The sequence below is a fragment of the Pseudoalteromonas piscicida genome, from assembly GCF_002744175.1.
Lineage (GTDB): Bacteria > Pseudomonadota > Gammaproteobacteria > Enterobacterales > Alteromonadaceae > Pseudoalteromonas > Pseudoalteromonas piscicida_B.
Genome location: NZ_NKHF01000062.1, coordinates 160,011 through 175,996, shown reverse-complemented (window position 1 = coordinate 175,996; position 15,986 = coordinate 160,011). Strand labels below are relative to the sequence as shown.

The 15,986-nt window shown below is 43.3% G+C and carries 13 protein-coding genes; 8 read left to right on the top strand and 5 right to left on the bottom strand.

The genetic code is table 11. The features are described from left to right. Positions 1 to 43 precede the first annotated feature (43 nt). Entirely contained in the window at positions 44 to 190 is a 147-nt protein-coding gene (locus CEX98_RS22895) for a hypothetical protein (protein ID WP_172439774.1), read from the bottom strand. A gap of 166 nt (positions 191 to 356) precedes the next feature. Here CEX98_RS22895 and CEX98_RS14190 point away from each other — a divergent pair, with 166 nt between their 5' ends. Together CEX98_RS14190 and CEX98_RS14185 are read left to right on the top strand one after the other, a co-directional pair. Then, positions 357 to 1,085, top strand: coding sequence for a glutathione peroxidase (locus CEX98_RS14190; RefSeq protein WP_099642712.1), 729 nt, complete (start codon positions 357 to 359; stop codon positions 1,083 to 1,085). Between the two features lie 131 nt (positions 1,086 to 1,216). Beyond that, positions 1,217 to 2,677, top strand: coding sequence for a dihydrolipoyl dehydrogenase (locus tag CEX98_RS14185; RefSeq protein WP_099642711.1), 1,461 nt, complete (start codon positions 1,217 to 1,219; stop codon positions 2,675 to 2,677). Positions 2,678 to 2,716: 39 nt separating this feature from the next. On the opposite strand, the gene CEX98_RS14180 is transcribed toward CEX98_RS14185, so the two are convergent. From CEX98_RS14180 to CEX98_RS14170, 3 genes are read right to left on the bottom strand one after another with little or no spacing between them, the layout of a single operon-like run. Then, positions 2,717 to 5,143 carry an ABC transporter permease gene (locus CEX98_RS14180; RefSeq protein WP_099642710.1) on the bottom strand — a complete coding sequence of 809 codons (2,427 nt, stop codon included), beginning with the start codon at positions 5,141 to 5,143 and terminating at the stop codon, positions 2,717 to 2,719. Beyond that, complete coding sequence (locus CEX98_RS14175) at positions 5,136 to 5,825, bottom strand: ABC transporter ATP-binding protein (protein WP_099642709.1); 690 nt, start codon at positions 5,823 to 5,825, stop codon at positions 5,136 to 5,138. Before CEX98_RS14175 ends, CEX98_RS14180 begins: the two co-directional genes overlap by 8 nt. Before the next feature lie 46 nt (positions 5,826 to 5,871). Then, positions 5,872 to 7,119 carry an efflux RND transporter periplasmic adaptor subunit gene (locus CEX98_RS14170; RefSeq protein WP_099642708.1) on the bottom strand — a complete coding sequence of 416 codons (1,248 nt, stop codon included), beginning with the start codon at positions 7,117 to 7,119 and terminating at the stop codon, positions 5,872 to 5,874. A 175-nt stretch (positions 7,120 to 7,294) separates the two neighbouring features. Here CEX98_RS14170 and CEX98_RS14165 point away from each other — a divergent pair, with 175 nt between their 5' ends. From CEX98_RS14165 to CEX98_RS14140, 6 genes are all read left to right on the top strand, one after another. Next, a complete protein-coding gene (locus CEX98_RS14165) occupies positions 7,295 to 8,668 on the top strand; it encodes a sigma-54-dependent transcriptional regulator (RefSeq protein ID WP_099642707.1) in 1,374 nt (457 codons plus the stop codon). Continuing rightward, complete coding sequence (locus CEX98_RS14160) at positions 8,655 to 9,962, top strand: sensor histidine kinase (RefSeq protein ID WP_242441706.1); 1,308 nt, start codon at positions 8,655 to 8,657, stop codon at positions 9,960 to 9,962. Before CEX98_RS14165 ends, CEX98_RS14160 begins: the two co-directional genes overlap by 14 nt. Positions 9,963 to 10,030: 68 nt before the next feature. Next, a complete protein-coding gene (locus CEX98_RS14155) occupies positions 10,031 to 10,645 on the top strand; it encodes an alpha-ketoglutarate-dependent dioxygenase AlkB (protein ID WP_099642705.1) in 615 nt (204 codons plus the stop codon). Positions 10,646 to 10,649: 4 nt separating this feature from the next. Then, positions 10,650 to 11,387 carry a nitrilase-related carbon-nitrogen hydrolase gene (locus CEX98_RS14150; protein WP_099642704.1) on the top strand — a complete coding sequence of 246 codons (738 nt, stop codon included), beginning with the start codon at positions 10,650 to 10,652 and terminating at the stop codon, positions 11,385 to 11,387. Positions 11,388 to 11,608: 221 nt separating this feature from the next. Continuing rightward, positions 11,609 to 12,169, top strand: a complete 561-nt coding sequence (locus tag CEX98_RS14145; protein ID WP_099642703.1) for a manganese efflux pump MntP — start codon at positions 11,609 to 11,611, stop codon at positions 12,167 to 12,169. 727 nt (positions 12,170 to 12,896) lie between these two features. Further along, positions 12,897 to 13,583 (top strand): LiaF domain-containing protein, encoded by a 687-nt coding sequence (locus CEX98_RS14140; RefSeq protein ID WP_099642702.1) that lies wholly within the window; start codon positions 12,897 to 12,899, stop codon positions 13,581 to 13,583. Positions 13,584 to 13,752: 169 nt separating this feature from the next. On the opposite strand, the gene CEX98_RS14135 is transcribed toward CEX98_RS14140, so the two are convergent. Next, positions 13,753 to 15,918: a M3 family metallopeptidase gene (locus CEX98_RS14135; protein WP_099642738.1), complete on the bottom strand. Its 2,166-nt coding sequence runs from the start codon at positions 15,916 to 15,918 to the stop codon at positions 13,753 to 13,755. Positions 15,919 to 15,986: the final 68 nt, after the last annotated feature.

Below are 15,986 nucleotides of genomic sequence, written 5' to 3'. Positions count from 1 at the left end.
AGATTAACAGGGAGAATCGGGCTAAAGGGTCAGATCCTCCCGCTCAATGCCTACCTGTATGAATAAAGCTTTTACTTGCGTGCATGGTGGGTCTAATGGTTAAACAGGTAATACTCCAAAAAGCGCCCCGCTGTTGAGGTAATTCCACGATACTTAGCGCTGCATTTTCTCCAGATAATCTTTCGTTCATCTATCCTTATGCCAATTAGTAGGGTATCAGGTTAAGTAAAGCAACAATGATAAATATAGAAATGGAGTACAATCAATTTTATTGAACGATTCAATCTCAACTATCAATTATACAAATCAAAAACATCTCGGCATAATGGCTACATCAACTTAAGAAGGAAAGCAAAATGTTAAAGAATATTGAAGGTCAACGTGTACCACAGGTTACATTCCCAATTAGAGAAAACGAAGAGTGGAAACACATTACCACTGATGAAATTTTTAAAGGCAAAACAGTTGTTGTGTTTTCTTTACCTGGTGCCTTTACACCAACGTGTTCTTCTACGCATCTCCCGCGCTATAACGAGCTCGCCAGCGTATTTAAGCAAAATGGCGTTGATGAAATCGTATGTTTATCGGTAAACGACACTTTTGTTATGAATGCTTGGGCACAGTACCAAGAAGCGCAAAACATCACGCTACTTCCAGATGGTAATGGTGAATTCACTGATGGCATGGGCATGCTGGTAGATAAAAACGATTTGGGTTTCGGCAAACGTAGCTGGCGTTATTCGATGCTTGTAAAAGATGGGGTGATTGACAAAATGTTTATCGAACCAGAAAAACCAGGCGACCCATTTGAAGTCTCTGACGCAGATACCATGTTAGAGTACATTAACCCTCGTCAAATTAAGCCCGAGCCGGTTACCATTATCAGTAAGATTGGTTGCCCATTCTGTGAAAAAGCCAAAGCGCTATTACAACAAAAGGGCTTAGCTTACGAGGAGCTGGTTTTAGGACAACAAGCCTCTTTGACTAGTCTTAAAGCGTTATCTGGCCGTGAAACTGTTCCACAGGTATTCATCGGTGGTAAACATATTGGCGGCTCAGACGATTTAGCAGAGTACTTCGCTTAACCACTGATTTCTCACAAAATGACTTGGTGAACTCCCCCACCAAGTCACACGTTCCCCCTCTACACAACTAAACACAATAGCTACTGACTAGCTGTCATGGGGGTTTACACTTTCTGATTTCGGAGCAAAAAATGAAAAAGATAAACACTGACATAGTCGTGATTGGTGCGGGAACAGCTGGTCTTAGTGCCTATAGAAATGCCAAAAAATATACTAGAGATGTGCTGATGGTGGAGTCAGGCGTTTATGGTACAACCTGTGCTCGTGTTGGCTGTATGCCCAGTAAACTACTAATTGCCGCAGCAGAAGCCGCGCATCAAACAACACTCGCTCCCCAATTCGGTGTGAATGTATCACCTGCTGAAGTTGACGGCAAAACCGTGATGGATAGAGTGAAGCGTGAGCGAGATCGTTTTGTTGGCTTTGTCGTTGAAGCCGTTGATGAATTGCCCGAGCAAGACAAGCTAAAAGGCAAAGCTAAGTTTATCGACAATCACACAGTGCAAGTAGATGACCATACCCAGATCACCGCTAAACGCTTTGTTATCGCCACAGGCTCAAGACCTAACTATCCCAATGCTTTTAATAACTTTGGCGACCGTTTAGTCATTAACGATAACGTGTTTGACTGGGATGAACTGCCACAGTCAGTGGCGGTATTTGGCCCAGGGGTGATCGGCCTAGAACTTGGTCAAGCACTGCACCGCCTTGGTGTAAAGGTCAAAGTTTTTGGTGTTGGTGGCGGTCTCGGACCACTAACCGATCCAGTCGTAAAAGATTATGCGACCACGGTATTCAGCGAAGGGTTTTATCTAGATACAGATGCCAAAGTGTCACAGATGAAGCAAGTTGGAGATAAAGCCGAGCTTACCTATGTAGATAAGCAAGGTAACCCGCAAACGGAGCAATTCGACTATGTATTGGCCGCTACGGGCCGAGTGCCTAATGTAGATAATCTCGGGCTAGAAAATACCACACTTGAACTTGATGACAGAGGCACTCCGCTGGCCGACCCACATACCATGCAGTGTATTGATGGGTCAGGCAACAGCCACATTTTTATTGCCGGCGACGCCAGTGATCAGATCCCACTACTACATGAAGCTGCAGATCAAGGCACAATTGCAGGCGAAAACGCTGGTCGTTTTCCCGACGTGAGAGTAGGACTACGCCGCGCAACACTTGCAGCGGTATTTAGCGACCCACAAATAGCTTTGGTAGGTGCAAACTATAAAGCGCTAGAGCAGCAATATGGCAATTGTGGCTGCTTTGCCATCGGCGAGGTAAGCTTTGAAAACCAAGGCCGAAGCCGAGTAATGTTAAAGAACAAAGGGTATATGAGAGTGTATGCTGAGCAAGGCAGTGGATTATTCTTAGGGGCTGAATTTGTTGGGCCAGCTGCTGAACACATCGCCCATTTACTCGCTTGGGCGCTGCAAAACAAGATGACCGTGCCCCAAATGCTTGAAATGCCGTTTTATCACCCTGTAATAGAAGAAGGTTTAAGAACAGCGCTCAGAAACCTGAACGCAAATTTGAAGTTTGGCCCAGACATCATTAAACACTGTTTGGAATGTGGTCCAGGCGCTTAACTCAGCTCAGGCCTCATAGTGAGGCCTGCTCCATTACCATTACTCGTACCTTAATGACTTAATAGGGCGCGCTTGTGCGGCAACCATGGTAAGCAGTCCAACCGTGAGCCAAGCAATTGCAAAAGCCAAGCTCGCGGCAATCAAGAATGGTTCAACAGATAACTCAATACGATAAACAAAATTATTCAACCATTCTCTCATCACTAGATACGCCAATGGCCAAGCAATAAGGTTTGCTATCAGCACTTGCTTTGAGAACTCCTTGTTGATCAGGATGACAATATCCATTACCGAAGCTCCTAGCACTTTACGCACGCCAATCTCTTTAGTGCGACGCTTAGTCGTAAAAGAGGCAAGACCAAACAATCCTAAGCACGCAATGAAAATGGCAAGGACAGAAAACAAGTTAAACACGATGATTGCTTTGTCTTCTTGTTGATACATCTGTTCAAACTTAGTTTGAAGATATGTCAGCTCCATTTGTTGCTCTGGCACCAACTTACGCCAAGTAGCCTCGATAAAGTCGCGAACAAGGGCCGTGTCGCCATGGAATTTGATCGCCATTGCATTGCCCTCACTTTCTCTAAGTAGGTGATAGGTCGGACTTATTTCGGTTCTAAGCGATGAGAAATAATAGTTCTGCGTTACGCCAATAATGGTCGCTGTAGCACTTGAGTGCCGAGTTAACCTCACTTCGAACGTTTTACCTATGGCCTCATCAGCACTAAATCCTAGGCTTTGTGCCGCCTTATCGTTAATCACAACCGAAAAGCGAGGGTGTGGAATTGCCTCACTTGGCATAACAAACTTATCAGCCGGAAAGTCACGACTAAACCCACGGCCACTGAGTAACTGGATGTTGTAGCTACTAAAGTAATCTTCATCGACCGCCAAGGTGGGCATGGTTTGCGACAATTGCGTTTTGGGGTTAATCATACCGAAAGCATCGACTATGCTCTCTGTTGGTACGGCAGAACTTGCCGTTACGCTGTCAATATTTGGGTGTGAAAGCAGCTCCGTTTTGAGTGCGCTGCGCTGTTGGCTTGCGATGTCCGTGTATAGGCGGCTCAGCACAAAAGTATTATCTTTGTCGTACCCCAACTCTATGGCTCGAGCGTATTTTAATTGTTGGTTCGATACCGCGGTGGCAATGATAAGCACCACAGCAACGCTGAATTGGAATACCACCAGCCCTTTGCGTAATAACGCACCAGATTTGCCCTGTGTGATCTCCCCTTTAAGCACTTTAGCAGGCTTAAAACGGCTCAGATAAAAAGCGGGATATGCACCTGAAACTAACCCAACGACTACGCCAAGTAGCAGTAGAGTGACCAAGATGACAGGCTCTGAATAAAAAGCAAAACTAAGCGGTTTACCTATAAAACTGGCGAACATAGGTAAACAAGCCTCAACCAGTGCCACAGCAATGATCAAGGCAATGTAGCTTAGCATCATCGCTTCAACCACAAACTGAACAACTAAATGCTGTTGTTTGGCACCCAGCGTTTTACGCACCCCGACCTCTTTTGCTCTTTTTGTGGCCGTCGCTGTCGACAAGTTCATAAAGTTAACACAAGCAATAAAGAGAATAAGTGCCGATATCACACTAAACGAGTACACCGTATTAATATCACCGTTTTCTTTCATCTCACCATACATGTGAGAGTGAAGATAAATATCGGTGACAGGCATCAATATAAAGCCAAGAGTGTCACTTGCTCCCTGCCCGTAGCGGTTTTCTAAATAGCTTGGAATTTTCGCTTCAACATCCTGCCCTGTTACTCCATCAGCAAGCCTTACGTACGTGAAATAATTAAAGCTTGGATCACGCTGCCAACGGGTATCACCGTAATAAGTTGTTGCCGTTTCCATACTAATCAGTGCAAATACATTTAAGTGGGTGCGCTGTGGTAAATCTTTGATCACCGCCGTGACCTTTAACGGTAGTTTGCCATCACCAAGTAAAGATTCGCCAACAACGGAGGTGCGGCCAAAGTATAGTTGTGCAGCAGCTTCTGTTAATACCACGGAATTAGGTGTATTGAGCGCGGTTTGGCTATTACCGTGCAGTACTTCTAAAGAAAAGAAATCGATAAAGTTTGCATCAGCAAGCAACACTCCCTCGTGAAGAAAACTCTCATTGCCTTCACCAAGCGCAACACTCACTTGTCTAAATCGAGTGGCATCTACTACTTCTTCAAAATGTGTTTTGTAGTTTTCTGCATTAAACACCTGCCCTTGTGCGTAATAAATTTCAGGGGCACTGGGTGGCATCCACTTTACCGATGAGCGATAAACTTGCTCATGGTCCTTAATAAACTGATCGTAGCCAAGCTCTGATTCAACAAAAATGGCCATGCTGATACAAATGGCCAAGCCAATCGCCAGGCCCAAAATATTAATAGTCGAATAAAGCTTTTGTTGCAGCAAGCTGCGATACGCAATCAATAGATAATTTTTAAGCATAACGCACTTCCTGCATCTGATTAGAAACAATATGTCCATCCAAAACATGAATGGTCCGGTGAGCATAATTTGCGTGGTGCTCCGAGTGCGTCACCATCACAATAGTTACGCCTTCTTGGTTCAGCTGTGCAAGCAGCCCCATGACTTCTTCACCATTTTTTGAATCTAGGTTACCAGTTGGTTCATCCGCTAAAATCATTTTTGGTTTTGCAACAATGGCTCTTCCAACTGCAACCCGCTGCTGCTGACCACCTGATAGCTGTTGCGGATAATGATCTTTGCGATGAGCAATATTGACCTTTTCCAATACGGCAGTCACACGCTGCTCGCGTTCCTTTTTTGCAATACCTTGGTATACCAAAGGTAACTCAACGTTTTCGTATACCGTCAGTTCATCAATCAAGTTAAAGCTTTGGAAAATAAAACCTATATTGTCTTTACGAATATCCGCCAGTTGGCCTTCACTTAACTGACTGATGTCATTACCATCAAAAACATACTCACCACCATCAAGCTGATCTAGCATGCCGATAATATTAAGCAAGGTAGACTTACCTGAACCCGACTGTCCCATGATGGCGACAAACTCACCACGCTCAACAATCAGCGAGACTTCCTCTAGGGCGTAAGTTTCAACCAAGTCAGTACGAAAAACCTTATTTATTTTTGTTAGCTGTATCATATTCTTGTGCCTTTTGAATTTTGTTCACTTGAGGATTGGATAATAATTAGCGAGTCAAACTTACTGACTGCATATCCTTAAAACTGCTATAACTTGAAGTGATCACTCGATCACCAACTGACAGCCCATCCAGTACTTCAATAAATTTGTTATTCCGCTCACCAAACGTCACCGGCTTTTTCACCGCGACTTGGCTCCCTTGCTCCAATACAAACACCCACTTACCTCCGGTATCTTGATAAAACCCACCGCTTGGTAGCAGCGTTGCCGGTTTGGCGTCCGCCAGTAATAAATCAAGCTGCAAACTTTGCCCTCGACGGACACTGCTTGGTAACGCACCATTAAAGTTTAAATCTACCTCGAACCGACCATTTGACACCTCGGCATAGACCTTTGCTAGTGTTAGCTCATATTGTTGACCTTGTAGCGTTAACCTTGCCGTTTGTCCTGCATATACACGACCAAGGTAAAACTCATCGATTTGTGCCGATACTTTATACTGAGAGACTATATCAACCTGACCTAAACGCGATCCTCTTGCTTTTGATGCGCCTAACTCTGCGTTTAGCGCAGTCAACTGGCCATCCATCGGCGCTTTGATTATCAGGTTTTCTAGGTTCTTGCGTGCAAACGCTAAATTTTTGTTCAACTGCTCAACACTGTCTTCTAGTTGCGCAATCTGTGCTGTACGGATCTTTTCATCTTGCTGTTGTTGCTCAATAATAAGCTTACGACGGTTTTTCAAATACTCAGTTTCGTCTTCGGCTGCTTGTAATTCGTCTTTTGAGACTAGGTTGCCACTACCGAGCCGCTTAAACTGCGCTAGTTTTCGCTCACTTTGACTTACCTGAAAGTCCAACTCCAATAGATTGCGCTTTAAATTTAAGCGGTTTTGGTCAATGGCTAAGCGCGTATTATGCAAATTATTCAGCTGCTCTGAGATCTGTGCCTCACGAGAAATCACATCAAGCTGCAAGCTTGTGTTACTTAGTGCGAGCAGTTTGTCACCCTTTTTCACCATGGCTCCCTCTTCCACAAAACGCGCTTCTACTCGTCCGCCTTCAATGGCATCTAAGTACACGGATTTACTCGGTGTGATATTTCCTCTTAGGGGAATAAGATCATGAAACTCACCTTCTGTTACGGTACTAATCTTGACCCTGTCTATGTCAACATTAAAACGGCCGCCACTACTTGTTGCGCTGCTTCCGAATGCAAAGTATGCGACCACTATCGCAGGTAAAGCCAACCACCAAAGCTGGAACTTTTTGTTAGGAGTTATTTTTCTATCCATTTTGTCACTCACTCGAGTTTAGGTGAGCTAAATAACTCAAGTTACATGCCAAACTGAAAAATATATAAAAATCATAAAGATAAGTTTATACAATAAAATAAGGGAACAAAAGAGTGTAAAAAAATTAAACACCTAGTGTACGATATCGTACAGTTTTGCAAGGTAAGGAGATCCCATGGCGATCCGCGATAAAGCAATTTTAGTCGTAGACGACAATACCGAAATACTTGTTGCCACAAGAATGCTGCTCAAACAATATTATAAAAAAGTGGTGACATTAGATAATCCGCACGACATTAAACAAGCAATGTCTGAACAGAATTTTTCGCTGGTATTGCTGGATATGAACTTTACTCGGGAGTCTACCTCTGGTGCTGAAGGCTTTTATTGGCTGAAACAGATAAAAGCAATAGATGAGGATGCTGTGGTAGTACTTTTTACCGCCTACGGTGACCTAACAATGGCGGTGGACGCAATAAAACTTGGTGCTAATGATTTCGTGCTTAAGCCTTGGCAAAATGAGAAATTACTGGCAACAGTCGCAAACTGTATTGAGCTGAGCGAGCAACGCCATAAGTCCAAAAAACTGACACAAATCGCACAACTTTCAATGGCCGCACAAAATAAGCCATTTGAGCACTTAATAGCGTCAAGCCCAGCCATGGAGCAAGTTTTTCAAACCATAGAGAAAGCAGCAAAAACCGATGCCAATGTGCTGATCTTAGGTGAAAGTGGCACCGGCAAAGAAGTCGTCGCCAGAGAGCTACATAAACAATCATTGCGAAAAGAGCATAACTTTATGTCTGTTGACATGGGGACAATTGCCAGCTCGTTGTTTGAAAGTGAGCTATTTGGTCATGTGAAAGGCGCCTTTACCGATGCAAAAAGCAGCAAGCCAGGGCGTTTTGAATTAGCAGACTCAGGCACGTTATTTTTGGATGAAATCGCGAATATTCCTTTAGAATTACAGGGTAAACTACTTACCGCCATCCAAAATAGAGTCGTGACGCCAGTCGGTGGCAGCAAGCAAATTGAAGTCGATCTGAGATTGATCACGGCAACCAATATGAACCTATACGACATGGTGCGTGAAGGTAGCTTTCGCCAAGATTTATTATACCGCATTAATACGGTTGAGCTGACGCTCCCAGCACTAAGAGATAGGCCTCAAGACATTCCGCTTCTTATCGAGTTTTACGCTGACTTATATAGTAAAAAGTACAAATTAACGCGCAGGACAGTCACCGATAAAATGATGACAGAGCTAGTGCAGTACCAATGGCCGGGTAACATCCGTGAATTGCAGCACTTAGTTGAGCGTGCCGTTATTTTATCAGACTCGGCACACCTAGAATTTCAGCTTACTGTATCAAAAACGCATGCATCTAATAGCACGACACCAGAGTGCTACAATCTGGCAGAAATTGAGCGACAAACCATCGAACGCGCGATCAAAGACTTCAAGGGAAATATCAGTCACGCTGCCAAAGCACTTGGCATAACACGCGCATCACTTTATCGTAAAATGGAGAAGTATGATGTGGAGTAATCCGCTTGCTCGAATGATTGTTTTTCAGCTTGGTGCCATTTTATTCGCAACACTTGGGGTGTTGGGCTTTCTTCATAGCTACGCCTACCTTTTTAGTGCCATCGCCGTTGGTATTGCCGCAGGGTTCACTGTTTTATCAATTTCCACATTAAAAAACCAAAAACAACAGTTCGAAGAGGTATTTACAGCGCTCAAGTACCAAGATGGTAGTTTTCGGATTAATAATAAGCATCCTATTAGCAAGCAGGCACTCACCGCTTGCAACGAGTTGATGCAAAAAGCACAGGAAGATAAAGCCAAGCAAAATGAGCAGATCACCACCTACGAAACCATGCTGCAACATATTGAGGCAGGCCTCGTCCTTATCAAAAATAACCACACTATTTTGCTCTGTAATAACAGTGCGAAGCAGCTACTGGACATTCGCAATGCAGAAACAGGAAACTCACTGTTAACAGCACACCCAGAGCTTGAACAAGCTAAAGTGGGCAGTCACATTGCCAACGATCTGCTATTTAAGTATTTCACATTTTCTAATCACAATAACCAATATGAGTTTTGGCTATTTACCGCTATCTCGGAACAGCTTGAAAGTACCCAAATTGAATCTTGGCAAAAGCTTATCCGAGTACTAATTCATGAGATTGGCAACTCAGTTGCGCCAATCTATTCACTTTCTAATACGCTAGTGAACATGACGAACAATCATTTAGCAGCAGCTGTAACAGACAAAGATCTCGTTGAGGACTATCTTCAAAGCTTACAAGCGATTGGCATACGCAGCCAATCGTTACTCGGCTTCATCGATAACTATAGAAAGCTCACCCATATACCAGAACTCGATCTAAAGCCTATTACGGTACAAACGCTATTTGATGATATTGCCCCACTTGTTCAAAACGACTTTAATGAAGCAAAAATCTTCTTATCCTTTGAGGTTTCCCCTTCGACACTGCGCATCAATGTCGATAAGAAGATGATAGAGCAGGTACTACTGAACCTCCTTAGCAACGCCAGAGATGCACTCAATACAACAGCCGACAAACAAGATAAACGTGTTCAGGTAACTGCGGGCATTAATCGCTATGGCAAGTGTGAGATTAAAGTCACAGACAATGGTGAAGGAATAGAGCCCAGTGCTGTTGATAAAATTTTCGTGCCGTTTTTTACCACAAAACCCTGCGGCTCAGGAATTGGACTTGCGCTTAGTCAACAGATCGTCCATCGTCATAAGGGAAGAATAAACGTGATCTCAGACACCGAAACAGGCACTTGTTTTAGCGTATTACTTTAGAGCACTACTTTTTAGATTTTTAACTGTTGAGGCGGCAAATAAGTCGCTGTGAATTCAAGGAACCCGTAATGAAACTGCCATTACAGTGTGAAGCACAGTACATTCAGGCTTTTCTCTCTGATAAAGATGAGCAAACCTTGTTCGACTGGCTCAACCGTCACTGTGACCTCGATAAGCCAGAAGCGATAACACTTGCCAATGGTGAACAGGTTGAGATTTTACCTTGGAAAATGATGTTTGTTGAACCTCGATTGATAGATCCAGATATCTTTCCACAATGCCATGGTAGACGACAAGCTTGGCCACCAGTTATTGAGTCAATTCAACAGCAACTACAGCAAAAAAGCGGTATCGAGTTTGATGTATGTGTTTGTATTTACTACCCAAATGGCGAAGAGTACATGGACTTTCATAGTGACTTACCCGCTTTTGGACCAACCGATGTGATTGCGTCACTGAGCATTGGTGCTGAACGCACATTTCAAATCCGTCGGGAGCAAAATCATGAAGAGCAACTCACATTAACCCTAGAGAGTGGCTCGCTGCTTATTATGGGGAAAGGCTTTCAGGCGTTATACCAACATGCCGTACCGCGCGCGCCTGAAACGCTGAGCGCCCGATTCAATCTAACATTTAGACAGTTTAATTGGCCAACCCACACTAACAAAAACGAGTGCAGGTAGATGTATGAAAATCGGCTTTTATCAGTTTGATGTCAAGTATGGCAAACCAAACTACAACCTTAGCTCAATAGTAAACGCGCTATCTACCAGTGACTTTGACCTAATCCTGCTGCCTGAACTGTGTACCTCTGGCAGCATTTTCCTTTCTCATGCTCACGTAGATGAAATGGCCGAAGCGCTAACACATAGTCGTACGCTTGAGTTGCTGCAACCAATCGCCAACCAAAAGCAAGGAGTCATCATCGCGGGCATTATTGAAAAAGTAAAGCGTGAAAAAGCACAGGACAGTCACTTTAACAGTGCACTCATTGTTGGCCCTGAGGGCTACCTCGGAGTACATCGCAAGGTCTTTCTCGCACCTCCCGATAAACGTTTTTTTGCCGCTGGTAATGAATTTAAAGTGCATGAAATAAAGGGAGTAAAAGTGGGTGTTTTGATGTGTTACGACATTTGGTTTGAAGAAGGAATATGCCAACTAGCAAAACAAGGCGTTCAGCTTATTGTGAATCCATCAAACTATTGCGGTGAAGACAGTTTGGAAACCATCATTAAACAAGCTCAAAAATACCAAGTGTATATTATTTCAGCCAACCGCTTGGGCATGGATCACGATACGGAAACAGGCATACAGTTTATCGGCAAGAGCATTTTAGTAAGCCCTCAAGGTGAGGTGCTAGCTTTAGGAGGCACAACAGAACAACTGTTTACGACAGAAATACACTTTAATAATAAGCATAACTGAACAAGCAAAAGATAGTGCTTTATCACTTCGATTCTTGATATAATTGCAATCTGTTGGAGAGTAGCCGGCTTCCAGAACTTGGAAGCGTTCGTGTCAGCATAACTGGCCACATACCATGGTGCGAACACCACTTAGGTTGGCGAGACCAACGATATATCCATATCTGTGGTCGGGTCTCTGGCTATATCTTGGACTCAAACCGCCCGACCGGAGCTGTGTAAATGAATTTCGTCACCCTGCTATTGCTAGCGCTTGCTATGTCTACCGATGCCTTTGCAGCTGCGATAGGTAAAGGCGCCAGCCTAAGATCTCCGCGCATAACCGAAGCGATTAAGATAGGCCTTATTTTTGGTATTATCGAAGCAACCACCCCTATCATTGGCTGGTTCATTGGACAGTCAGCAGCTGATTACGTTGCCGCTTGGGATCATTGGATAGCCTTCTTTTTGCTTCTAGGACTTGGTACTCATATGATTTATGATAGCCTCAGCAATAAAGAAGCTACAACAGAGTCACAAGCCAAACAACCGCTGTTCAAAACCATCATCACCGCGTTCGGCACAAGTATAGATGCCATGGCTGTTGGTGTCAGCCTCGCATTTGTTAAGGTGAATATTTGGCTAGCCGCAGCACTTATAGGGCTTGCAACAACCACCATGGTTACCCTAGGGATCATGATTGGCCATTCAACAGGAAAACTACTTGGTAGCAGGGCTGAAACATTTGGCGGCGTGGTACTCATCAGCGTTGGTACTTGGTTACTGTTCAGTCACTTATCTTAGTTGAATAACACAGGTTTGATTGCTAGGGCTTAATCAAATATGGTTGATTCGACAAATACACTTTTCGTACTAAAAGTATACGCAATTAACGTATGGAGGGCTAAGCTATACGTGATTAACGTAGCTATAATTTTTGAGCTGCAAACCTGATCAGCGTTACATCTTAGTAGTAGGAATAACTGAGGGAGCATAGAATATCGCTCCCTTCAAAATTAAAGCTCATACTCTGCAGTACTACGCTTTTTTAATTGCCTTTTTCAGCTTTTTAATCTTTGCTTCGTGCTTTTCGATCTTTGCTTTGCGCGCTTTTACTTCTTTTTTAAGCTTTTTCACATCGTCTTTTTTCGCCACGATAAATCTCCTTGTTTGATTATTGAGCGGACATTTATTACCTTAGCAAATATAGCTTTGATTTCAACTTGTTTACGGTTGTATGTTCTTTATATGAAGAAATAGTTCGCTATTTTGACCAACTTGTGAGGGTTGTCACTACTTTTTCGCGATGCTTTAAACTAAGTGTCGTTTTAAAAAATCTAACTTATTGTTTTTTATATTAATTATTAATGGCTTAATTATTGCTATCTTAGTTAATCTGAGCTCGGGATAAGAAGTTACTTCTTAATAAAAAGCAAATTTAACGCAGTAGCAAGGGGTAACAGCTGCTCATCAACAAGTTGCTATGCCTAGTTCAGGTTAGTTAGTACCTCAACAGAATGGAGCCTCAGTTATGCCAGTACCACTACAAGATAGACCGCTCGAATCGGTTAGGGAAGAAGTCATTGATCAGCTAATACTCAATTATAGCCATGGTGAATTATCAGCTGACGCATTCGAAAGAAGATTAGATGAAGCCTACAATCTAACAGATCAAGAACATATTGCAGCTTTGAGCGCAGATTTACCACTCAAGTCAGATCCTAGATATCACAGTGAAAAAGCCGCTCGATTAGGACCCAAATTTACCGCATCGGCCGATGACGCTGAAAAAATCCAGATTACGTCCATGCTAGGCTCTAACTACCGCAGTGGCGAATGGGTTGTCCCCAAAGAAATTCACTTAAAGAATTATGTTGGCAGCATAGAGTTAGACTTTACTAACGCGATTTTCAGCCACTCTGAAGTGCATATACATTTGGACTGTATATTAGGCAGTGGTGAAATCTATATTCCCGACTCAGTCGATGTGATCACCGACATTAACAATATTATGGGGTCGGTAGAAAATACACGTAATACCTTAGCCACGAATAGCCAAATAAAACAGCGACCTCGCATCTATATTAAGGGCAGAACTATTCTGGGTAGCCTTGAAGTCAGTGTCAAACGGTCAATGAAAGCGCAATTAAAACAGTTTGCAGACGGACTAAAATCCTTGTTCAGTGAACAATCAAACGCTAAGCATCATACTAATTAATACCATTTGAATTAATTCTCCATCAATTTGAAGGATGAAATAGCTCATTTACTTAATACATTTGGTATAACTTAAATTTTTCAGGCAAGAAGGCCTTATGGATAACGCACACAACAAAAAGCCCCTAGGCGTTTAACTAAGGGGCTTTTTCAATGATATCAATGTGACATTACTTCTCTACAGGAAAGCCTCTATCACGCATCAATGCTTCAACGTTAGCATCGCGACCTCTAAACTTGCGATAGGCTTCTGCTGGATCCATTGAGTTACGAACCGAGAATAGGTAGTCCACTAGGCGCTGTGCAACGTCTTTATCGTAAAAGCCACCTGGAGATTCAGCAAAGGCTTCAGCCGCATCAGACGTCAATACTTCAGCCCATAGGTAACCATAATAGCCCGCAGAGTAGCCCTCTCCAGAGAAAACGTGACCAAAATGAGTGGTGCGGTGACGCATAACCACCTCATCAGGCATACCAAGCGCATCTAATTGAGACTTTTCAAATGCAACCGGATCACCAATCTTATCTGGATCTGTAGTGTGGAACAGCATATCCATGATCGCCGAGCCTAAGTACTCAGTCGTTGCAAAACCTTGATTAAAGGTTGCTGACTTTTTGATTTTCTCGATGAGCGCTTTAGGCATAGGCTTGCCAGTTTTATAATGTACTAAGTAACGGTTGATAACTTCATCAGTCGCAAGCCAGCGCTCCAATAATTGTGACTGAAACTCTGTATAGTCACGAACACCAGAGTTAGAGCTTGGATACTTAACATTTGATGATAGTGCGTGAAGTGCATGGCCGAACTCATGGAAGTAAGTTTCAGCGTCTGACCAAGAGATTAACGTTACTTCACCATCAGGTGCTTTTACAAAGTTTGAGTTGTTAGAACTCAACACATTGGTTTTACCATCAAATGTTGTGTGACTACGGTACGATAACGCCCATGCACCTGAACGTTTACCTTTACGCGCAAATGGGTCTAAATACCACAGACCAATATTTTCGCCCGATGTTTTATCAGTAACTTCCCACACTCGCACATCAGGGTGGAATACAGGCACAGAACCATCTTTAATTTCAGTAAACTCAAAGTTGAACAGGCGACCTGCGACATAGAACATGGCTTCACGCAAGTTGTCCAACTGGAGATACGCTTTGACTTCATTTGAGTCTAACTGATACTTGGCTTGACGTACTTTTTCAGCGTAAAAACGATAGTCCCAAGGTTTAATGGTGATGTCAGCGCCTTCTTTGTCTGCAATTGCTTGCATATCGGCAACTTCTTCTTTCACTCGAGCAATAGCAGCTGGCCAGACTTTCTTCATCAACGCCATAGCGTTTTCCGGTTTCTTAGCCATGCGGTCTTCAAGACGCCACTGAGCATAGTTTTCATAACCTAGTAAGTTAACACGCTCGTGTCTTAGCTTTAGAATTTCAGAGATAATGGCTTTATTATCAAACTCATCGCCATTGTTGCCACGGTTATAGTAGTTATTCCATACTTTTTCACGCAGCTCACGCTCTGTTGAGTAAGTTAAAAACGGATCCATCGAAGAACGAGAATTCGTGATAGCGTACATATCCGCCTTTCCACGCGCTTTCGCAGCGGCAGCAGCAGAGGCCACAAACGATTCAGGCAACCCTGATAGTTGCGCCTTGGTAAGATACACGACATAGTTTTCTTCGTCGGCCAATACGTTATTTGCAAATTTAGTGTGTAGTTTCGATAGCTCAAGGTTAATGTCTGCATAACGCTTAGCTTCGTCACCTTTTAACGTTGCGCCGTTACGCGCAAAGCCATTGTAGCGCATCCAAGTAATACGTTGCTCTTCAGCCGTTAGCTTTTTGTATTCTGCACTCTCGTATACCGCTTTAACACGCTCAAAAAGCTTTTGATTTTGCGTGATTTTAGAGCTGAACTCAGAAAACTTAGGAACCACTCGTGACTGGATCTCTCTAAACTCTGGGCTCGATATATTAGAGCTCCATAAACCATAGTAGGTAAAAACACGATCCAAGGCGTCACCAGTGCGCTCTAGTGCCACAATTGTATTCTCAAAAGTCGGCTTAGCAGGGTTATTAGCTATTGCTTCAATTTCTTTTAGGTTATCAGCCATACCGATTTCTAGTGCGGCCTCTAAGTCACTCAACTTCATTTTATTGAACTGAGGAACGCCTTGATAAGGCCCTGAGAACTCCTGCAGAAGCACATTGTCATATTGTTTATCTTGAACTAGCTTTGCTGGCTCTTGTGTCTTGTTTGCAGTGCCTGCACAACCAGCTAAGGCTAAACAGATTGAGGCACTTAATAATGTGATTGAAGGTTTGAACATATATTGTTTCATCGCTTGTTGTTATCGTGCATAAGATATTACGGATAGCAGATAAAAGTGCAATCGCT